This window comes from Amycolatopsis sp. 195334CR (assembly GCF_017309385.1).
Taxonomy (GTDB): Bacteria; Actinomycetota; Actinomycetes; order Mycobacteriales; family Pseudonocardiaceae; genus Amycolatopsis.
In genome coordinates, this window is sequence record NZ_JAFJMJ010000001.1 from 4195774 (window position 1) to 4216120 (window position 20347).

General features: G+C 70.0%; 17 protein-coding genes. 8 read left to right on the forward strand and 9 right to left on the reverse strand.

Annotated elements, in window-relative coordinates:
• Positions 1–27: 27 nt before the first annotated feature.
• Positions 28–903 (forward strand): NAD(P)-dependent oxidoreductase, encoded by an 876-nt coding sequence (locus JYK18_RS20195; RefSeq protein WP_206803513.1) that lies wholly within the window; start codon positions 28–30, stop codon positions 901–903.
• The gene (locus JYK18_RS20200; RefSeq protein WP_206803514.1) at positions 900–1634 is read left to right on the forward strand and encodes an SDR family oxidoreductase; all 735 of its coding nucleotides are present in this window, start codon (positions 900–902) and stop codon (positions 1632–1634) included. Before JYK18_RS20195 ends, JYK18_RS20200 begins: the two co-directional genes overlap by 4 nt.
• Positions 1635–1712: 78 nt before the next feature.
• Here the strand turns inward: JYK18_RS20200 and JYK18_RS20205 are convergent, their stop codons facing one another.
• From JYK18_RS20205 to JYK18_RS20215, 3 genes are read right to left on the reverse strand one after another with little or no spacing between them, the layout of a single operon-like run.
• On the reverse strand, positions 1713–2501 hold the full coding sequence (locus JYK18_RS20205; protein WP_206803515.1) for an SDR family NAD(P)-dependent oxidoreductase: 789 nt from the start codon (positions 2499–2501) through the stop codon (positions 1713–1715).
• Between the two features lie 5 nt (positions 2502–2506).
• Positions 2507–3340: an aldo/keto reductase gene (locus tag JYK18_RS20210; protein ID WP_206803516.1), complete on the reverse strand. Its 834-nt coding sequence runs from the start codon at positions 3338–3340 to the stop codon at positions 2507–2509.
• A gap of 29 nt (positions 3341–3369) precedes the next feature.
• Positions 3370–4536 carry an MFS transporter gene (locus JYK18_RS20215; protein WP_206803517.1) on the reverse strand — a complete coding sequence of 389 codons (1167 nt, stop codon included), beginning with the start codon at positions 4534–4536 and terminating at the stop codon, positions 3370–3372.
• 141 nt (positions 4537–4677) lie between these two features.
• Between JYK18_RS20215 and JYK18_RS20220 the strand changes: the two genes are divergently transcribed.
• Genes JYK18_RS20220 through ligD form a run of 3 tightly spaced genes read left to right on the forward strand, consistent with a single transcriptional unit; the run spans position 4678 to position 7228 of the window.
• Complete coding sequence (locus JYK18_RS20220) at positions 4678–5127, forward strand: MarR family winged helix-turn-helix transcriptional regulator (protein WP_206803518.1); 450 nt, start codon at positions 4678–4680, stop codon at positions 5125–5127.
• Positions 5128–5162: 35 nt separating this feature from the next.
• Entirely contained in the window at positions 5163–6236 is a 1074-nt protein-coding gene (locus tag JYK18_RS20225; protein ID WP_206803519.1) for an ATP-dependent DNA ligase, read from the forward strand.
• A complete protein-coding gene (gene ligD, locus JYK18_RS20230) occupies positions 6233–7228 on the forward strand; it encodes a non-homologous end-joining DNA ligase (RefSeq protein WP_206803520.1) in 996 nt (331 codons plus the stop codon). The genes JYK18_RS20225 and ligD overlap by 4 nt, the downstream gene beginning before the upstream one ends.
• A gap of 22 nt (positions 7229–7250) precedes the next feature.
• On the opposite strand, the gene JYK18_RS20235 is transcribed toward ligD, so the two are convergent.
• Positions 7251–9449 (reverse strand): germacradienol/geosmin synthase, encoded by a 2199-nt coding sequence (locus JYK18_RS20235; RefSeq protein WP_206803521.1) that lies wholly within the window; start codon positions 9447–9449, stop codon positions 7251–7253.
• A 165-nt stretch (positions 9450–9614) separates the two neighbouring features.
• On the opposite strand from JYK18_RS20235, the gene JYK18_RS20240 reads away from it, so the two are divergent.
• Entirely contained in the window at positions 9615–10403 is a 789-nt protein-coding gene (locus tag JYK18_RS20240) for an MBL fold metallo-hydrolase (protein ID WP_206803522.1), read from the forward strand.
• A 5-nt stretch (positions 10404–10408) separates the two neighbouring features.
• Here JYK18_RS20240 and JYK18_RS20245 read toward each other — a convergent pair whose 3' ends face one another.
• Positions 10409–11038, reverse strand: a complete 630-nt coding sequence (locus JYK18_RS20245) for a class I SAM-dependent methyltransferase (RefSeq protein ID WP_206803523.1) — start codon at positions 11036–11038, stop codon at positions 10409–10411.
• Between the two features lie 36 nt (positions 11039–11074).
• Between JYK18_RS20245 and JYK18_RS20250 the strand changes: the two genes are divergently transcribed.
• Positions 11075–11521: a MerR family transcriptional regulator gene (locus JYK18_RS20250; RefSeq protein WP_206803524.1), complete on the forward strand. Its 447-nt coding sequence runs from the start codon at positions 11075–11077 to the stop codon at positions 11519–11521.
• Positions 11522–12019: 498 nt separating this feature from the next.
• Here the strand turns inward: JYK18_RS20250 and JYK18_RS20255 are convergent, their stop codons facing one another.
• From JYK18_RS20255 to JYK18_RS20270, 4 genes are all read right to left on the reverse strand, one after another.
• Positions 12020–13564, reverse strand: a complete 1545-nt coding sequence (locus tag JYK18_RS20255; protein ID WP_206803525.1) for a DHA2 family efflux MFS transporter permease subunit — start codon at positions 13562–13564, stop codon at positions 12020–12022.
• A 212-nt stretch (positions 13565–13776) separates the two neighbouring features.
• Positions 13777–14991: a cytochrome P450 gene (locus JYK18_RS20260; protein ID WP_206803526.1), complete on the reverse strand. Its 1215-nt coding sequence runs from the start codon at positions 14989–14991 to the stop codon at positions 13777–13779.
• 331 nt (positions 14992–15322) lie between these two features.
• On the reverse strand, positions 15323–17182 hold the full coding sequence (locus tag JYK18_RS20265; RefSeq protein WP_206803527.1) for an ABC transporter ATP-binding protein: 1860 nt from the start codon (positions 17180–17182) through the stop codon (positions 15323–15325).
• Complete coding sequence (locus JYK18_RS20270) at positions 17179–18822, reverse strand: ABC transporter ATP-binding protein (RefSeq protein WP_206803528.1); 1644 nt, start codon at positions 18820–18822, stop codon at positions 17179–17181. The genes JYK18_RS20265 and JYK18_RS20270 overlap by 4 nt, the downstream gene beginning before the upstream one ends.
• Before the next feature lie 276 nt (positions 18823–19098).
• Here JYK18_RS20270 and JYK18_RS20275 point away from each other — a divergent pair, with 276 nt between their 5' ends.
• Positions 19099–20133 (forward strand): GDP-mannose 4,6-dehydratase, encoded by a 1035-nt coding sequence (locus JYK18_RS20275; RefSeq protein WP_206803529.1) that lies wholly within the window; start codon positions 19099–19101, stop codon positions 20131–20133.
• Positions 20134–20347: the final 214 nt, after the last annotated feature.

Here is a 20347-nt window from a genome sequence, read left to right on the forward strand (position 1 = left end):
GGGGAACCGAAACGAGGAAGAGGCACGATGACGGAGAACTCCACCACCCAGGTGACCTTCGCCGGGCTGGGTGACATGGGCCGGGCGCTCGCCGCCGCGGCGCTGCGGAACGGCTTCACGGCCACGGTGTGGAACCGCACACCGGGCAAGGCGGGCGAGCTGACCGCGGCGGGTGCGCACGAGGCGGCCGGGCTGGCCGAGGCGTTCGAGGCGAGCCCGGTGGTGATCCTGTGCGTGGTCGACAACAACGCGGTCGGCGAACTGCTCGACGCGGCCGGCGACCGGCTGCGCGGGCGGACCGTGGTCAACCTGACCAACGGCACCCCGCGGCAGGCCCGTGAGCTGGCGGAACGCGTCACCGCGCTGGGTGCGGAGTACGTCGACGGCGGCATCATGGCGGTGCCGCCGGGCATCGGCACCGAGGCGTCGTTCGTGCTCTACGCCGGACCGGAGCGCGAGGTCGAGGCGCGGCGCGCGCTGTTCGAAACCTTCGGCGGCGTGCAGTACGTCGGCGAGGACACCGGCCTGGCCGCGCTGTACGACCTGGCGTTGCTGAGCGGGATGTACGGCATGCACGCGGGGGTGATGCACGCCTACGCGCTGATCGGCTCGGCGGGTATCCCGGCCACCGACTTCTCGGCGTTGCTGGTGCCGTGGATCCAGGCGATGTCCGGGTTCGTCCGCGAGGCCGCCGACCGGATCGACCGCGACGACTTCACCAAGGACGTGGTGTCGAACCTGGCCATGCAGGCGCAGGCGTTCCCGAACCTGATCGAGGCGAGCAAGGAGCAGGGGGTGCGGCCGGACCTGCTGGAGCCGGTGATGCGGTTGTTCCAGGAGCGCGTGGCGCAGGGCCACGGCGACGAGGACGGTGTCGGCGTTATCCGGCTGCTGCAGTCGTGAGGGCGGTGGTTACGGGCGGGACTCACGGGATCGGGCTCGCCATCGCGAAGGCGGTGCTGGCGCGGGAAGGCCAGGTGCTGGTCACCGGCCGCGACGAGCGCAAGGTCGAGCAGGCCCGCGACGAACTGGGCCCGCGCGCGTTCGTGCTGCGCTCGGACGCGGCGAGCATGGCCGACATCGACGCGCTCGGCGGGGTCGTCGCGGACCGGTTCGGCGGCGTGGACGCGTTGTTCGTCAACGCCGGGGTCGCCTACACGCTGCCGTTCGCCGAAACGACCGAAGAGATCTACGACCGGACGTTCGACGTGAACACCAAGGGCGCGTTCTTCACCGTGCGGCGCCTGCTCCCGTTGCTGCGCGAGGACGGCGCGATCGTGTTCACCACCTCGATCGCCGACGAGGGCGGAACGCCGGGCATGGGGCCCTACGCCGGGTCGAAGGCGGCGCTGTGGTCGTTCGCGCAGGTGCTGGCCGCGGAACTGCTGCCGCGGCGGATCCGGGTGAACGCGGTGGCGCCGGGCTTCATCGACACCCCGAGCATGGGCCTGACCGGGGCGAGCGCCGAGGAACGCGCGGCGTTCTCGAAGGCGGGCGACCTGGTCACGCCGATGAAGCGGCACGGCACCCCGGAGGAGGTGGCGGCGGCCGCGTTGTTCCTGGCCTTCGACGCCACCTTCACCACCGCGGTCAAGCTCCCGGTCGACGGCGGCCTCGGCCGCAAGATCGCGTAGGCCGAAGTGCCGTGAATGTGGCTTTCACAGCGGAATCCGCTGTGAAAGCCACATTCACGGCATAGGCCGCGGCACGGGTCAGGGGACGATCGAATCGACGTAGCCGCCGTCGACGCGGACGGCGGCGCCGGTGGTCGCCGAGGCCAGCGGTGAGCTGAGGTAGACCACCATGTTCGCGATCTCCTCCGGCTCGATCAGCCGCTGCAGCAGGGACTGCGGCCGGTGCAGCCGCATGAACTCGCGCTGCGCCTCGTCCCACGGCAGCGCGCGGTCCACCAGCTGGTAGACGAAGTCCTCCACGCCACCGGTGTGCGTCGGCCCGGCGATCACCGAGTTCACCGTTACGCCGGTGCCCGCCGCCTCCTTCGCGAACCCGCGCGAGACCCCGAGCAGCGCCGTCTTCGACACGCCGTAGTGGATCATCTCGGCCGGGATCACCACCGCCGAGTCGCTGGCGATGTTCAGCACGCGGCCCCACCCGCGCCCGGTCATGCCGGGCAGGTAGGCGCGGGTGAGCCGGACCGCGGACAGCACGTTCACCTCGAAGTAGCGGCGCCATTCGTCGTCGCTGATCTCCAGCGGTGCCTCGGTGCCGAAGATGCCGAGGTTGTTGACCAGGACGTCCACTTCGGGCAGCCGCGAGACCAGTTCCGCGGCACCGTCCGCGGAAGCCACGTCCGCGACCGCCGCCACCGCGTCGCCGCCCGCCTCGCGCACCCGCGCCACCGCTTCGTCCACAGTGGACTGCTTGCGGCCGTTCACCGCGACCCGCGCGCCCGCTCGGGCGAGCCCGGTCGCGATGGCCAGCCCGATGCCCTGGCTGGAACCGGTGACCAGCGCGGTCTTCCCGCTCAGATCCAGTCGCACGCCGATCACGCCACGTTGAACGTGTCGGGGTCCGGCCCGGTGCGCTCACCGCGGTCCAGCGAGGCCAACGCCGACAGGTCCTCGTCGGCCAGCGCGAAGTCGAACACCGCCAGGTTCTCGCGGATGCGCGCCGGGGTCACCGACTTGGGGATGACCACGTTGCCCAGCTGGAGGTGCCAGCGCAGCACCACCTGCGCGGGGGTGCGGTCGTGCTTCGAGGCCAGCTCCCGCACCACCGGGTCGGCGAGCAGGTCGCCGCCCTTGGCCAGCGGGCTCCACGCCTCGGTGGCGATGCCGTGCTTCTCGTCGTACTCGCGGACCTCGGCCTGCTGGAGGTACGGGTGCACCTCGACCTGGTTGACCGCGGGCACCACGGAGCTGGTGCGGGCCAGTTCGTCCAGGTGGGACGGCTGGAAGTTGGACACGCCGATCGCGCGGACGCGGCCGTCGGCGTGCAGCTTCTCCAGCGCCCGCCAGGTCTCGGTGTACAGCCCGCGCTCGGGCGTCGGCCAGTGGATCAGGTACAGGTCGAGGTAGTCGAGGCCGAGCCGCTCCGCGCTGGCGTCGAACGCCCGCAGCGCCTGGTCGTAACCCTGGTCGGAGTTCCACAGCTTGGTGGTGACGAACAGGTCTTCCCGCGCGATCCCGGAATCGGCCAGCGCCTGGCCGACACCGCGCTCGTTGCCGTACACGGTGGCCGTGTCGATGCTGCGGTACCCGGCTTCGAGCGCGGAGGTCACCGCCGCCGCGGTCTCCGCGTCGGGTACCTGGAACACCCCGTACCCGAGCTGCGGCATCACTACGCCGTTGTTCAGGGTCACGGTGGGTATGCCGGTCATGGAACTTCCTTTCCTTCCGTGTGCATTCCTCAGTGGACGGTGACGAGCGGGGACCGCTTCCGGTCCAGCATCCCCGAGAACAGCGCGACCAGCAGCCCGGAGGCGGCCAGCAGGGCGCCGATCCAGTTGGGCGCGGTGTAGCCGAGGCCACCGTCGATGGCCAGGCCGCCCAGCCAGGCCCCACCGGCGTTGCCGAGGTTGAACGCGGCGATGTTCGCCGCCGACGCCAGCGCGGGCGCCTCCTTGGCCTGCGCCATCACCCGTGCCTGCAACGGCGGCACGGTGGCGAACCCCGCCGCGCCGAACACCGCGATGGTGATCGCCGCGGGCAGCTGGGCGTGCGCGGTGAACACGAACGCCAGCAGCACCAGCGCGAGCGCGCCGAGGATGACGTACAGGCTGGGCATCAGCGCCCGGTCCGCCGCGCGCCCGCCGAGCAGGTTGCCCGCGACCAGCCCGGCGCCGAACAGCACCAGCAGCCAGGTGACCGCGCCGGAGGAGAAGCCGGCCACCTCGGTCATCATCGGCGCGATGTAGGTGAACGAGGCGAACACCCCGGCGAAGCCGAGCGCGGTCATCGCCAGCGCCAGCCACACCTGCGGTTTGCGGAACACCGCGAGCTCGCTGCGCAGGCCACCGCCCTCGACGCGGTCCTGACGCGGCACCAGGGCGAGGATGCCGACCAGGCCGACCACGCCCAGCGCGCTGACCGCCCAGAACGTGGAGCGCCAGCCGAGCTGCTGGCCGAGCGCGGTCCCGGCGGGCACGCCGAGCACGTTCGCCACGGTCAGCCCGGTGAACATCATCGCGATCGCGCTGGCCTGCCGTGACGGCGCGACCAGCGAGGCGGCCACCACCGAGCCGACGCCGAAGAAGGCGCCGTGCGACAGCGCGGCCACGATCCGGCCGGTCATCAGCAGGCCGTAGCTGGTGGCCACGGCCGAGACCAGGTTGCCCGCGATGAACAGCACCATCAGCCCGACCAGCACGGTCTTGCGCGGGATCCGCGAACCGAGCGCGGTGAGCAGGGGCGCGCCGACCACCACGCCGAGCGCGTACCCGGAGATCAGCAGGCCCGCCGCCGGGATGGAGACGCCGAAGTCGGCGGCCACCTCGGGCAGCAGGCCCATGATCACGAACTCGGTGGTGCCGATGCCGAAGGCGCTGATCGCCAGCGCGAACAGGGCGACGGGCATAACAGTCCGATCCTTACGCCGATGGGTATCCTGTGGGGAGCAGATACCAGCGCGAGCAATAGTTGCAGACGCCGGTAATTGCCAACGACGGATACGCTAGCAGGCAACGATCGGGGATGCTCCCCGGAGGAGTGGTGAACCGTGTCACTGCCCGATGACGCCGTAGAAGCCCGCGCCCAGGGCTGGCGCACCTTGGCCGCGCTGCACGCGCGCATCGAGGACCAGCTGGAGCGCTCGTTGCAGCGCGAGCACCAGCTGTCGGTGAGCGAGTACACCGTGCTCGACGTGCTGGCCCGCCAGGACGGCTTCCACCTGCGGATGACCCAGCTGTCGAACGCGGTGGTGCTGAGCCAGTCGGCCACCACCCGGCTGGTGAGCAGGCTGGAGGACCGCGGCCTGCTCCAGCGCTACCTGTGCCCGACCGACCGCCGCGGCATCTACACCGAGGTGACCGCGGCCGGACAGGCGTTGCTGGCCGACGCCCGTCCGACGCACGACCGCACGCTTTCGCAGGCGCTCGCCGAAGCCGAGGAACTGCCGGAGCTGGCTCCGCTGGTCGGTGCGCTGGCGCGGCTGACGGAAGTTTCCTGAGTGCGTTTGCGCTGATCACGACCTACGATCTGGTCGTGGATCTGCCCGTGATGCCGCCGGTCAAGCCGATGCTGGCCAAATCCGTCCGCGACGTGCCGCGTGGACCAGGAGTGCTGTACGAGCCGAAGTGGGACGGCTTCCGCTGCATCGTCTTCCGCGACGGCGACGAGGTGGAGCTGGGCTCGCGCAACGACCGCCCGCTCACCCGGTACTTCCCGGAACTGGTCGACCTGCTGCGGGCCGCACTGCCACCGCGGTGCGTGGTGGACGGTGAGATCGTCGTGGTCACCGGCTACGGGCTGGACTTCGACACCCTGCAGAACCGGCTGCACCCGGCCGCGTCGCGGGTGCAGAAGCTGGCGGTGGAGACGCCGGCCAGCTTCGTCGCCTTCGACCTGCTCGCGCTCGGCGACCGCGACCTGACCGAGGAGCCGTTCGCCGAACGCCGCCGCCTCCTGGCCGGGCTGCTCTCCGACGCGCTTTCGCAGATCGTGCTCACCCCGGTCACCGACGATCCCGCGGTCGCCGAGGACTGGTTCACCCGGTTCGAGGGCGCCGGTTTCGACGGGGTGATGGCCAAACCGGGCGACCTGCCGTACGAGCAGGACAAGCGCGTGATGTGGAAGGTCAAGCACGAACGCACCGCCGACTGTGTGGTCGCCGGGTTCCGCTGGCACAAGGACGGCGAGAGCGTCGGCTCACTGCTGCTCGGCCTCTACGACGACGACGGCAGGCTGCACCACGTCGGCGTGGCCAGCAGTTTCACCGCCGCCCGGCGCCGGGAACTGGTCGACGAGCTGGCGCCGTTGCGCGAGAACGCGCTCGCCGAGCACCCGTGGCGCGACAGGGCCGAGGCTCAAGCGCACCTGGGCGGCCGGATGCCCGGCGGTGTGAGCCGGTGGACCGGCAAGAAGGACCTGTCGTGGGAGCCGCTGCGCACCGAATGGGTGGCCGAGGTCCGGTACGAGCACGTGATGGCGGGCCGCTTCCGGCACGGCGGCAGGCTGGCCCGGTTCCGGCCCGACCGCGACCCGAAGTCGTGCACCTACGCCCAGCTCGAAGAGGTCGCGCCCGCCGAGCTGACCGCGTTGTTCGGGACCGCCGGATGAGCGAGGCGGTGGTGATCGAGACCGACGGCGTCGAGGTGCCGATCACCTCGCCGGACAAGGTGTTCTTCACCGAACGCGCCGAGACCAAGCTCGACCTGGTGCGGTACTACCAGGCCGTGGCGGCCCCGCTGCTGGCCACCATCCAGGGGCGGCCGCTGCTGCTGGAGCGGTACCCGGCCGGGGCGAGCGGCAAGTCGTGGTTCCAGAAGCGCGTGCCGAAGTCGGTGCCGCCGTGGCTGCGGACCACGGTGGTGTCCACCCCGAACGGGACCACCAGCGACGCGCTCGTCGCCGCCGACCTGGCGCACATCCTGTGGGCGGTCAACCTCGGCTGCCTCGGGTTCCACGTGTGGCCGTACCACGCGGAAACCCCCGAGGTGACCGACGAACTCCGCATCGACCTGGACCCCTCGCCCGGCGTCGGGTTCGAGCAGCTGCGGGAGGCGGCCGGGCTGACCAGGGAGCTGCTGGCCGAACTGGGCATCGAGGCGCACCTGAAGACCTCGGGCTCACGCGGGCTGCACATCTACGTCCGGCTGGAGCCGAAGTGGGACGGCTACCAGGTGCGTGCCGGGGCGGTCGCGCTCGCCCGCGAACTGGAGCGGCGGCACCCCCAGCGGATCACCGCGAAGTGGTGGAAGGAAGAACGCGGCCCCCGGGTTTTCGTCGACTTCAACCAGAACGCGCCGCACAAGACGGTCTTCGGCGCGTGGTGCGTGCGACCGCGTGCCGGCGCGCAGGTGTCCACGCCGATCCGCTGGGACGAACTGGACACCGTCGTGCCGGACGAGCTGACCATCGCCACCGTGCCCGGCCGGGGCGGCGACCCGTGGGCGGGGATGAACGAGCGGCCGCAGTCGCTGGAGCCGCTGCTGGAGTGGTCCCGCCGGGACCTGGCCGGCGGGCTGATGGACGCGCCGTGGCCGCCGGTCTACCCGAAGCAGCCCGGCGAACCACCCCGTGTGGCCCCGAGCCGCGCCAAACGCCCCTGATCGCCTGGCGCGGCCCGGCGGCTCACCTGCTCGCCACCGCGTCCCGGATCCGGGCGGCGGAGGTGCCCAGGCCGGTGGGCGGGAACGAGAAGTCGACCGGCGGGGTCATGATCCCCCGCACGCGCTTCAGTTCCGGCTCGGTGTAGCGCACGCACTGGCGGTGCCATTCGAGGATCCCGGACATCCAGTCCTTCAGGTGCTCGGCGTGCCCGACCAGCGCGCGGCGCACCTCGTCGGAGAGGTCCAGCTCGTCGCACATGACCGCCAGCTCGTGCGCGACGATGTGCTCGAACTCCTCCATGCGTGCCTTCATCAGCTTCACCACGAACTCGGCGGCGATGAACCGGTCGACGCCGAGGAAGTTCTCCATCACCAGCACGAGGTTGTGCACCTCGCCCTCGAACTCGATCTCCTTCTGGTACGAGTACAGGTCGTTGGCGAAGCAGGCGTAGTCCTGCGCGGCGGTTTCCAGTTCGTGCAGGGTGCGGTGGTGGTGGACCTCGGGCGGTATCGGCGTGGGCCGGTTCAGCTTCGCCAGTGCCACGGTCATGTCCGAGCCGAAGGTCTGGCGCCGCATCTCCACGTAGTCGATCGGGTCCGGGATCCGGTTCTGCGCCTGGTTGTCCACCTCCCACACCCAGCTCGCGGCCATCTCCTCGACGGCTCGCCTGAACTCGTGCCGCCGCGCGTCCGGCAGCGGGCGGGCGGTGCGCGGCCAGAGGTCGGCGAGGCCGCGTTCGAAGGCGTTCTCCGGTTCGGGCACGGGGTCGCCGGGTTCGGGCATGAACAGGCACAGCCGCGCGGTGAGGGCCCGTGCGGCGGCGGGGTCGAGCAGCGGGTAGAGGTCGTCGCCGTAGGTGCCCCAGGTGAGCCAGTCCGAGGACAGGTCGAGCTGCTCGGGGGTGGCGTCGGGGTGGATCATCGCGGCGCAGTGCGCCAGGTCGATGCCGCGCATCCGGCGCTCGTCCCACAGCGGGATGCCGTCGAGCCCGGGCACCGCCTCGAACATGCCCATCTCCTCGGCCCATTCGGCGGTGTGGTCGCGGGCGCCGGGCAGGTGAGGGCTGGTGTGCACGGGGAACGGCATGTACAGCTCGGGCACCGGCAACGGCCCGACCGCCTGCCGCGGTACGTGTGAGTGCTGGCGGACCCAGGTGCGCGCGCCGGGCTCGAAGACGAGCTTGCTCGCCGAGGTGCCGAGTCCGGTCGGCCCGCCGAGCGGGTCACCGGTGGCACCTTCGTTCATGTAGCGGCTGGACCGCGCATGCCACTCGTGCCCGCCGGCCTGCCAGTCCTGCAACCCCTTGACGTAGGCGGCGACGGCGACCGCGTCCCGCGGTGCGGCCCCGGAGGCAGCGAGGAGGCCGGGCACCTCGGTCAGCGCGGTGTTCTCGAACTGCTGGAGGCGGGAGGTGAGCAGTTCGTTGACCAGTTCCGCGGCTTCCTGGGTGGAGCAGCCGAAGAACTTCTCGAAGACCAGGACGGCGTTGGAGTTCTCGCCCTCCTCCTGGACCTCGCGCTGGTAGGAGAACAGGTCGTTGCGCAGGTGGACGGCGTCGGAGAAGGTGTCGCGCAGTACCTCCAGCGGCCGGGTGGCGGCGAGCGCGCCCGGCACCTCGGCGGCGACGCACTCGACGAGGTTCGCCGACCAGGGCGCCCCGCCGACGCGGCGGCGCATCTGCATGTACTCGATCGGGTTCGCGATGCGCCCGCGGTTGATGTTGTCGAGCTCCCACATGGACTCGACCATCAGGTTGTGCGTGCTGGTGACGAACCGGCGGCGCCAGTCGTCGGACATGGCCGGGATGGTGCGGGCCCACAGGTCGGCGAGCCCGGCCTCGGCCGGGTTCACCGGTTCGGGTGGGTCGTCGGTCATGAAGAGTTCGAGGTGGTCGAGGTGGGCCTTGGCGCCGTCGAGGTCGCGGGAGTACTTGAACTCCTCGAGGAAGTGGTCGTCGAAGAAGAAGACCCAGACGTACCAGTCGGTGATGAGGTCGAGCATGGTGCCGTCGCAGTCGGGATGGGTGTAGGCGCACATGAGCGCGTAGTCCATCTTGGCGAGGGCGGGTTCGTCCCAGACCAGGCCGCCGCCGGGGGTGGGGGCGTCGAGCATGCCCCGGTCCTTGGCCCACTGCATGCTGTGCGCGCGGGTGCGCTCGAGGTGGGGGTTCAACCTGGCCGGGTACGGCATGTAGAACTCGGGCAGGGTGAAGGCCTGCATGCGGGTACCTCTGCTCTCTCTCGTCCGGGCCGTTCGGCGCAGTGCGCTGGTGCATATCGACGCTGGCAGCCGCCGCGAGAACGGGGCAACGGCCAGACGAGCGACGGCCGCCTCCCCAACGAGTGAACTCCCTACTGCAGAGCGGATACGGCTACCGTCTGGCCGATGCTGAGACAAGTAGCGGACGGGGTGCTGGTCCACCAGAGCGAGTTGCTCCAGAACAACACCGTGGTGGTGCGGGGTTCCAGCGGGGTGCTGCTGGTCGACCCCGGGATCACCGGCGGCGAAATGGCCGATCTGGTGAATGACTTGGACCAGACCGTGGTGGCGGGCTTCGCGACCCACCCCGATTGGGATCACGTGCTCTGGCACCCCGAACTCGGTGACGCACCCCGTTACGGCACGGCCCGGTGCGCGGCCTTCATGCGGGAGGTGTTGTCGGACGCGGACTGGAAAGCTCGGGTTTCCGAAGGATTGCCCCCGGAAATCGCCGACGACGTGCCGTTGGACTTGTTCGGGCTCATCACCGGTTTGCCCGCCGGCGCCACGGAAATCCCCTGGGATGGGCCGCGGGTACGGATTCTGGAGCACGAGGGACATGCCCAGGGGCACGCGGCTTTGGTGATCGAGGAGTCGCGGGTTCTGGTGGCCGGTGACATGCTCTCCGACATCCTGGTGCCGTTCCCCAATCTCGGCACCGCGGACCCGCTCGGGGACTACCTCGCCGGGTTGCAGTTGCTGGAATCCGTGGCGGACGAGGTCGATATCGTGATCCCCGGCCACGGTTCGGTCGGCCACGACATCCGGGCGCGAATCGACCTCGATCGGGCTTATGTGCGGGCGCTGGGGGAGGGCCGGGAGTGCGCCGATCCGCGCATCGGCCCGGAGGCCACGTTCGGGCGGGATTGGCTGCCGGGAATCTATGAATGGCAACGACAGCAGTTCGCCGAGTAGCGGTCTCACCGCCCGAGGACGCACGCCACGGGTGGGTCGAGGTCGAGCATCTCGGTCCGGAGGTGCGCGAAGCCGGCTCGGGTGAGCAGTCCCGCCAGTTCTTCGGCGGCTTCGGCCGCGGTGGCACCGGGGTGGCGGGGCTGGGACACCAGGGCGATGCGCCCGCCGGGCTTCAGCAGCCGGGCGATTTCGCGCAGCCGGGCGGTGGGGTCGGGCCACATGCCGACGGTGTTGACGGCCAGCGCGGCGTCGAACGGGCCGTCACCGGTCGGCAGGTTTTCGATGGAGGCGGTGATCAGCCGTACCCGGCCGGTGCGGACGGCGGCCCGGTTGCGGCGGCGGGCTTGGCGGATCATCACCGGCGAGTGGTCGACTCCGACGACCCGGGACGCGCGAGCCGCCATGGCGGCGACGGCGACGCCCGGCCCGCAGCCGAGTTCGAGGACGTGCTCGGTCGGCTGGATGTCCAGCAGCCGCACCGCCCAGCGGTTGCGCACCACATTCGACGACCGGCGGCCCATGATCCAGCCGACGAGGTGGCCCGTGGGGCCGGTCGGCCGGTGGAACTGCGCCAGCCGGCCGCGAGGCCCCCACCAGAGCAGGAGGCGGGTCAGGGTTCGGTCGGTGAGTTTCATGGGGTGAGCCAAGCAGTTCAAGTACCCTTGAAGTCAATGTTGTCCATTGGCGAACTGTCCGAGCGGACCGGTGTGCCGACCAGCGCGCTGCGGTACTACGACGAACTCGGCCTGGTGCGGCCGCAGGCGCGGGCGTCGGGCCGGCGGCGCTACACCCCGTCGGCGGTCAGGGATATCGGTCTGGTCGTCTTCCTGCGCGAGATCGGCTTTTCCCTGGCGGAGATCGGGCAGTTCCTGGCGGGGGAGCGGCAGGGGCCGGCGGGGGAGCGGCAGGAGTTGGCGGCAGAGCGGCAGGAGCTGATCGACCGCAAGCTGGCTGAGCTGGCCGAGCAGCAGCGGCGGATCGAAGTGGCCCGCACCGCCCTAGAACACGGCCGGAAATGCCCAGCCACGGACCCGATCCACTGCCCCCGCTTCTGGTCCATCATCGACGAACACCAGCGCGGCTCTTCGGTGGAAGAAAGCCACGCACGCGCGCACTGACTCTCTCCCGGGTGGCTGCCCGCGGCAGACGTGGCTCTCGGGCTGCCAGCGGCGGCATGGCCTGATCGACCATCGCTCGGAGGCGGCGGTGGAGGGTGACTGCCGCGGGGTTCTTAGTCGTTGCTCGGACCGGGTGGCGGAGGAATGGCCGCAGCGAGCACGGGCTCCCTTCGGAGAAGCAAGGGATGGGCTCCGGAAGCGCCGCCCGGGTGGGAGTGCGGGGGAAGCGGAAGAGGGCGGTGCCTCCTGAGGAGGCGCGGTTCGGGTGGGAGTGTGGGGGAGGCGAAAGAGGGGGCGTCTCTCGAGGAGGCGCGGTTCGGGTGGGAGTGTGGGGGAGGCGAAAGAGGGGGCGTCTCTCGAGGAGGCGCGGCCCGGGTGGAGGTGTGGGGGAAGCGGAAGAGGGCGGCGCCTACCGAGGAAGCGCCGCCCGGGTGAAGGCGTGGGAGGAAAGCAAAAAGGGCGACGCCTCTCGAAGAAGGCGCCGCCCCAAAAGACGGGTCAGTGCGTCAGGATCACCGGAGCGGGTTGTTGTGGTTCGCCCGGGTCCGCGGTCGGGGCGACCGGGGGCTTCCTCGGCAGGAACAGCGCCGGCACGAAGCAGATCGCCAGTAGTACCAGTGCCCACACGAAGGTCGAGGCGAACGAGTCCGCGGCCAGCACGGCGGCCTGGTCGTGGGTCGCCGGGTTCATCAGGGCCCCGGTGGCCGCCAGCTGACCTTCGTTCGTCGGCACGCCGAACTTTCCGGCGAGCAGGCCCGCCAGGATGATCGACATCACCGCCGAGCCGATGGCGCCCGCGGTCTGCTGCACGATGTTCGCCGCCGAGGAGGCGCGGGCGACCTTCTTCGGCGTCAGCGTCTGCAGCGCCGCGGTCATGATCGGCATCATCGTGGCGCCCATGCCCATCCCCATCACGAACAACGCGGTGAGCAGCTGCCAGTACGGCGTGGTCGCGCCGACCACGGTGAACATCACCATGCTGCCCACGATCAGCGCCATCCCGGGCAGCACCACCTTGCCCGCGCCGATCTTGTCCGCGAGCCGCCCGGCCACCGGCATGGTCAGCATCGCGCCGATGCCCTGCGGCGCCAGCAACAACCCCGCCTGCAGCGCCGATTCCCCGCGCACCAGCAGGAAGTACGTCGGCAGCAACAGCATGCTGCCGAAGAAGGCGATGCAGAAGAACGTGTTCGTCACCATCGCCACGGTGAACGTGCGGTTCCGGAACAACGTCAGGTCCACCAGCGGGTTCGGCACCCGCAGCGCCCGCACGATGAACCCGGCGATCAGCGCGATCCCGCCGAGCCCGGGCAGCCACACGCTGACCGCGGTGACCCCGCCCGCGGCCGGGATGTCGGAGACGCCGTAGATCAGCGCGGCCAGCCCCGGCGACAGCATCAGCATGCCGGGGAAGTCGAACTTCTCCGCGGGCTCCGGCTTGTCCGAGGGCAGGAACCGCCACGCCAGCAGCAGCGCGATGATCCCGATCGGCACGTTGATGTAGAAGATCCACCGCCAGCTCACCGAGTCGACCAGCCAGCCGCCCAGGATCGGGCCGCCGATCGGGCCGAGCAGCATCGGCACGCCGAGCACCGCCATCACCCGGCCGACCCGGTGCGGGCCCGCGGTCCTGGTCAGGATGGTCATGCCGGCCGGCATCAGCATGCCGCCGCCGAGACCCTGCACCACCCGGAAGGCGATCAGCGACTCGATGTTCCAGGCCAGCCCGGCCAGCATCGAGCCGATCAGGAACAGGGTGATCGCCAGCAGGTACAGCCGTTTCGTGCCGAACCGGTCGGAGGCCCAGCCGGTGACCGGGATGACCGTGGCCAGCGCCAGCATGTAACCGGTGGCGATCCACTGGATGGTGTCCAGCGAGGTCTTGAACTCCAGGGTCAGCGCCTGCAGCGCGACGTTGACCACCGTGGTGTCCAGGATCGCCATGATCGAGCCGAGCACCACGACGGCCGCGACCTTGAGCACGGCGCTGTCGAGTCTGTCGTTGTCCGGGGCCGTGTCTTGACCCGGGTTTGTCGTTGTCATTAAAGTCCGTTCGGGCGTGAGCGGTTCACCGCGCGGTGAACCGAAGTCGGGTAACCCCCGCCGTATGAGGCCCCCTCGCGGACTGGGGATTACGGTCGCCGATGCTATGGGCGGTCACCGACAGAATGCGACCGGTTTAGCTGCGCCTGTGCGCGCGGTCACGTTTTTGCCCGGCGGAATGCGGCAAAAGGCGCGAATTGCTCACGCGGTGATCACCAGGTGACTGGCAGTTCGTTCACGCTGTAGACCATCGCCGACGGGTTGCGGAACTCCAGCTCCTCCGGCTTCGCGGCCAGTTGGAGGTTCGGGATGCGCCGGACCAGCGTGCCCAGCGCGATCTGCATCTCGACGCGCGCCAGGAACTTCGCGATGCAGCTGTGGATGCCGAAACCGAAGGCGAACGGGTTGCTGCCGCCGCGGGTCAGGTCGAGCCGGTCCGCGTCGGGGTAGTTCTCGTCGTCGCGGTCCGCCGACGAGGTCAGCGCGATCACGCCCTCGCCCGCCCGCACGGTCTGCCCGGCCAGCTCCACGTCCTCGACCGCCACGCGCGCGACCCCGTGCTGCATGACGTTCTGGTGGCGCAGCAGCTCTTCGACGGCGCTGACGGTGATGTCCGGGTCCTCGCGCAGCAGCTTCATCTGGTCCGGGTTCTGCAGCAGCGCGAGCACGCTCAGCGACAGCGAACTGGCCGTGGTGTCGTACCCCGCCGACAACAGCATCATGCCGATGACCACGGCCTCGTTGCGGTTCAGCTCGCCCTTGCGGATCTGCTCGCTCGCCAGCCTGCCGAGCACGTCGTCGGTCGGCTTGCGCTCCTTGTCCGCGACCAGTTTGTTCATGTAGCCGAACAGCGCCGCCGCCGAGGCGTTGCGCGCGGCCGGGCTCGGGTTCGCCTCGACCAGCGTGTTGATCCAGCGGCCGAAGGCGAGCCGGTCGCCGTAGGGCACGCCGAGCAGGTCGCAGACCACCATCAGCGGGATGGGCCGGGCGAAGGTGGTGACCAGGTTGACCGGTTTCGGCCCGGCCAGCAGCTTGTCGATGTGCTCGTCGACGATCTGCTGGATCTCCGGGCGCAGCGATTCGGCGCGCTTCTTGGTGAACTGCCCCATGATCATCCGGCGGTACCGGGTGTGCTCCGGCGGGTCGACCGCGACGAAGGCGCCCGGCTGCGGGTCGACCGGGAAGTAGAAGCCCTTGGGGAAGCCGGGCGCGGCCACCTTGGAGCTGAACCGCTCGTCGGAGAGCACCAGCTTGACCTCGGCGTAGCGGCTGACCAGCCAGGCGACCTCACCCGAGGGCAGGGTGACGCGGACGATCGGTTCCTCCCGGCGCAGCCGGCGGTAGTCCAGCGGCAGGTCCAGCACGTGGTCGGCGTCGCGCGCCATCGGGAACGGGCAGGTCTGCTTGGCTGCGAGAGCTTCGTTCATGCGGCTGGCCCTACTTCTTCCACTCGAACCGGACGTGGGGCGTGATTAACCAACTTCGCCACGTGAGTGACTGTAATGAAACCGATACGCTGTGCATAACCCCTACCGCTCCCCTGTTCGCTCCTCGTGCAGGTCAGGACGCGTTGTCGCGCGACAATCAGCGCGCGGCAGGGGGTCTGCGAAGAACGTCTGCAAAGGACACGAAAAAGCCCGGGGCGGGCGGAGCGGATCCGGGACGACGTGGGTTGAGCGAAACCGTCATCCTTCGGAACCTCCACAGCATCGTTCCCCAGGCTTCACCAGTGTGCCTCGGGGACCGCTAGGTCATTTGCTAAGAGATCAAGTCGACCGGTGTGGCCGACGAAGCGGCGTGCAGGCGGGCGTAGGTGCCGTCGGCGTCGAGCAGTTCGGCGTGCGTGCCGCGCTCGATCAGGCGGCCGTTCTCCATCACCACGATCAGGTCCGCGGTGCGCACTGTGGACAGCCGGTGCGCGATGACGAAGCAGGTCCGGCCCGCTCGCAGCGAACTCGTCGCCCGCTGCACCAGTTCCTCGGTCTTCGTGTCGATCGAACTGGTCGCCTCGTCGAGCACCAGCAGCGACGGCCGGATCAGGAACGCCCTGGCCAGCGTGATCAGCTGCTTCTCACCGGCGCTGACGGTGGACGTCTCGTCGTCGAGCACGGTGTCGTAGCCGTCCGGCAGGGTGTGCACGAACCGGTCCACGCAGGTCGCCTCGGCCGCCGCGACGATCTCCGCACGGGTGGCGTCCGGGCGGCCGTAGGCGATGTTCTCCGCGATCGTGCCGTGGAACAGCCACGCGTCCTGCGACACCAGCCCGATCCGGGACCGCAGGTCCTCACGGTCCATCCGCGCGATGTCCTCGCCGTCGAGCAGGATGCGGCCGCCGTCCAGCTCGTAGAACCGCATCAGCAGGTTGCCCAGTGTGGTCTTGCCCGCGCCGGTCGGGCCGACGATCGCCACCACCTGCCCGGGCTCGGCGGTCAGCGACAGGTCCTCGATCAACGGTTTCCCCGGCAGATAACGGAAACTGACCCGGTCGAAGACCACCCGGCCGCGGGTCGGGCCCGGGCGCACCGGCTCCGGGACCTCGGGGCGCTGCTCCTCGGCGTCGAGCAGTTCGAAGATCCGCTTGGCCGAGGCCAGCCCCGACTGCAGCTGACCGGAGAAGTTCGCCAGGTCCACGATCGGCCTGCTGAACATCTGCGCGTACTGGACGAACGCCTGCACGTCGCCGATGGACAGCGAGCCGCTGGCCACCCGCAGCGCGCCGACCACCGCCACCAGCACGTAGTTCAGGTCGGTGACGAAGCGCGCGGCGGGTTCGATCATGCCGGTGATGAACTGCGCCCGCGAACCCGCGCGGTAGAGCGCCTCGTTGTGCTCGTCGAACTCCCGCTCGGCCAGTTCCCGCCTGCCGAAGCCCTTGACCAGCGAGTGCCCGGTGTAGATCTGCTCGATGTGCGCGTTGAGCGAACCGGTGGTGCCCCACTGCTCGGCGAACCGCGGTTGCGCGCGCTTGCTGATCACCCAGGCGATGGCCGCCGCCAGCGGCACGCTGAGCAATACGATCAACGCCAGCGCCGGCGAGATCACCAGCATCACCGCGAGCACGCCGAGAATGGTGAACACCGAGTTGATCAGCTGCCCGAGGGTGAGCTGGAAGCTCTGCTGGAGGTTGTCCACGTCGTTGGTGGCGCGGCTGAGCACGTCCCCGCCGGGGTTGCGGTCGAAGTGGCTCATCGGCAGGCGGCTCAGCTTCGCGTCGACCTGGGCGCGCAGGTCCCGCACGACGCGCTGCACGATGGCCGCCACCAGCCGCCCGCGCCAGAGCATGAACCCGGCGGCCACCAGGTAGACCCCGAGCAGGACCAGCAGCACCACGCCGAGCGCGGCGAAGTCGACGCCCTGACCGGGCACCAGGTCGGTGGTGCTGAACACGTTGGCCAGCGTGTCGCGGCCGTCCGCGCGCAGCTGGGCGATCACGTCCTCTTTGGACGATCCGGCCGGATAGCCGGTGCTGACCAGCCCGGCGAAGATGAGGTCCGTGGCGTAACCGAGCAGCTTCGGGCCGAGCAGGTTCAGCCCGATCCAGGCCAGGCCGAGCACGACCACCGCGGTGATGAGCGCCCGGTGCGGCCGCAGCAGCCCGAGCAGGCGACGGGCGGTCACGCGGAGACCACTCCCTTGTCCAGCACCACGACCCGGTCGGAGCGCGCCACACTGCTGGCGCGCTGGGTCACCAGCAACACGGTCGCCTCCGCGAGTTCGGGTTCCAGGTTCTCCCGCAGCGCCGCCTCGGTCCGGTGGTCCAGCGCCGAGAAGCAGTCGTCGAGCAGGTAGATGTCGGGGCGGCGCAACAGGGTTCTCGCGATGGCGAGCCGTTGGCGCTGCCCGCCGGAGACGTTCGTACCGCCCTGCGTGATCATCGCGTCCAGCCCACCCTCCATTTCGGACACGAAGTCCCTGGCCTGCACCACTTCCAGCGCGTGCCAGAGTTCGTCGTCGGTGGCGTCGGGACGGCCGTAGCGCAGGTTGCTGGCCACCGTGCCGGAGAACAGGAACGCTCGCTGCGGCACGAGACCGACGGTCCGGGTGAGCGCGTCGGCGTCCTGCTCGCGGACGTCGACGCCGTTGACCAGCACCGATCCGCTGGTCACGTCGAACAGGCGCAACGCGAGGTTCAGCAGGGTGGTCTTGCCGCTGCCGGTACCGCCGACGATGGCCACCTTCTCACCGGGCTCGGCGATCAGGTCGATCCCGCGCAGCACCGGCTGTTCCGCGCCGGGGTAACCGAATTCGGCGGCACGCAGTTCGAGCCTGCCGCGCCCGTGGGCGGGCACCGGGTGCGCCGCCGGGGTCACGCTCACCTCGGTGTCGAGCACCTCCTGGATGCGTCCCGACGAGACGATCGCGCGGGGGGCGCTGGTGAACACCATGGTCAGCATCACCACCGACATCACGATCAGGCCGAGGTAACCGAGCAGCGCGGTCATCTCCCCGAGCTGCAGCGTGCCGCCGTCGATGCGCCAGCCCGCCAGCCACACCAGGCCGACGGTGAACACGTTCAGCACGATGATCACCACCGCCGGGATCGCCGCCATCAGGCGTCCCACGCGCAGCGAATGCCGGTACATCTCGTCGTTCGCCCCGCCGAAGCGCTGGTGCTCGCGGCGGTCGCGGACGAACGCGCGGACCACGCGCACCCCGGTGATCCGCTCGCGCAGCAGCCGGTTGATCAGGTCGATGCAGCGCTGCATCGCGGTGTAGACCGGGCCCATCCTGGCCAGCATCACCACGATGGCCACGCCGACCGCGACGATCAGCCCGATCATCACGAAGCCCAGCGGCAGGTCCTGGTTGAACGCCAGCACCAGCCCGCCCACGCACATGATCGGCGCGATCACCGCCACGTCGAAGGTGGTGAGCACCAGGTTCTGCACCTGCTGCACGTCGTTGACCGTGCGGGTGATCAGCGAGGGCGTGCCGAACCCGCCCACCTCGCGGGCGGAGAAGTCGAGCACCCGGCGGAACACCGCCGAGCGCAGGTCGCGGCCGACCGCGGCGGCGATCTTCGCGCCGAGCAGCGCGGCGGCGATGGCGGTGGCGATCTGCGCCACCGCGATGACGGCCATCATCACCCCGGTGGTCCAGATGTAGCCCACGTCGCCGCGGACCACGCCGTAGTCGATGATCAGCGCGTTGAACGTGGGCAGGAGCAGGGTGGCCACCGTCTGGCACAACTGCAGCACCAGCAGGGCGGCGATCCGGCGGCGGTAGGGCCGCAGGCGGGGCAGGACTCTGGACAGCACAGCACTCTCCGGGTCGGCCGGGCGGAACCACAGTCGAACCCAAACAAACCCACAAAATACCTAGTCTTGCCCGCCGGGGCGGCCGCGGGGAAATCACTAGTGTTCGCCGCTCGCCGGTCCGCCGCCGGTGGCGCGCGGGGCAGGGTAGCGGCGGCTGGGGAGGCAAGACTCGAACATTCCCTAGTGCCCGCGCGCCTACCGTGCAAGCGCGGCCGGAGTCGAAGTGACGGTGGGCGGAGTCGACCCGAAGTGCTGGCGTAGTGGAGAGGGATGACGATGTCCAGGCGAGCTTTGATCACCGGGATCACCGGGCAGGACGGTTCCTACCTGGCCGAGTACCTGCTGAGCCAGGGGTACCAGGTGTGGGGGCTGATCCGCGGCCAGGCCAACCCGCGCAAGTCCCGGGTCAGCAGGCTGGTCGCCGATCTGTCCTTTGTCGACGGTGACCTGATGGACCAGGGCAGCCTGGTCTCCGCGGTGGACAAGGTGCAGCCGGACGAGGTGTACAACCTCGGCGCCATCTCGTTCGTGCCGATGTCCTGGCAGCAGGCGGAACTGGTCACCGAGATCAACGGCATGGGCGTGCTGCGCGTGCTGGAGGCGATCCGGATGGTGAGCGGGCTGAACAGCTCGCAGCGGGTGGACGTGGGCAAGCAGATCCGCTTCTACCAGGCCTCCTCCTCGGAGATGTTCGGCAAGGCGGCCGAGACGCCGCAGCGCGAGACCACCAGCTTCCACCCGCGCAGCCCGTACGGCGTGGCGAAGGCCTACGGGCACTTCATCACCAAGAACTACCGCGAATCCTTCGGCATGTACGCGGTTTCCGGCATGCTGTTCAACCACGAGTCCCCGCGCCGCGGGGCCGAGTTCGTCACCCGCAAGATCACCCTGGCGGTCGCGAAGATCAAGCTGGGCCTGCAGGAGAAGCTCGAGCTGGGCAACCTGGACGCGGTGCGCGACTGGGGTTTCGCCGGTGACTACGTGCGCGCGATGCACCTGATGCTGCAGCAGGAGGAGCCGGGCGACTACGTGGTCGGCACCGGGGAGATGCACTCGGTGCGCGACGCCGTGCGGATCGCCTTCGACCACGTCGGCCTGGACTGGCGCGACCACGTGGTGATCAACCCGGCGCTGGTGCGCCCGGCCGAGGTGGAGATCCTCTGCGCCGACACCACCCGGGTCAAGGCCGCGCTCGGCTGGGAGCCGTCGGTGGACTTCGCCGAGCTGATGCGGATGATGGTCGACTCCGACCTCGCCCAGGCGTCGCGGGAGCACGAGTACGCCGATCTGCTGCACGCCGCCAACTGGTGAGCTGCCATCTGTAGGGATTTCCCAGCCGTTCCGCCGCGAGACTGCGTACATGGTGGTCTCAGCGCGCGACCAGGTTCGAGTTGCCTTCGCCCGGAGCCCCCGGCGGCCGACAGTGCTGCCCCGGGGGACAACCCCCGGACCCCCGGCGGCGCCGAGCCTGCCGTGACCCGTGTTCCTGCCCGGCCGTCCGGTTGTCGAGATGGGTTGAGTTGAG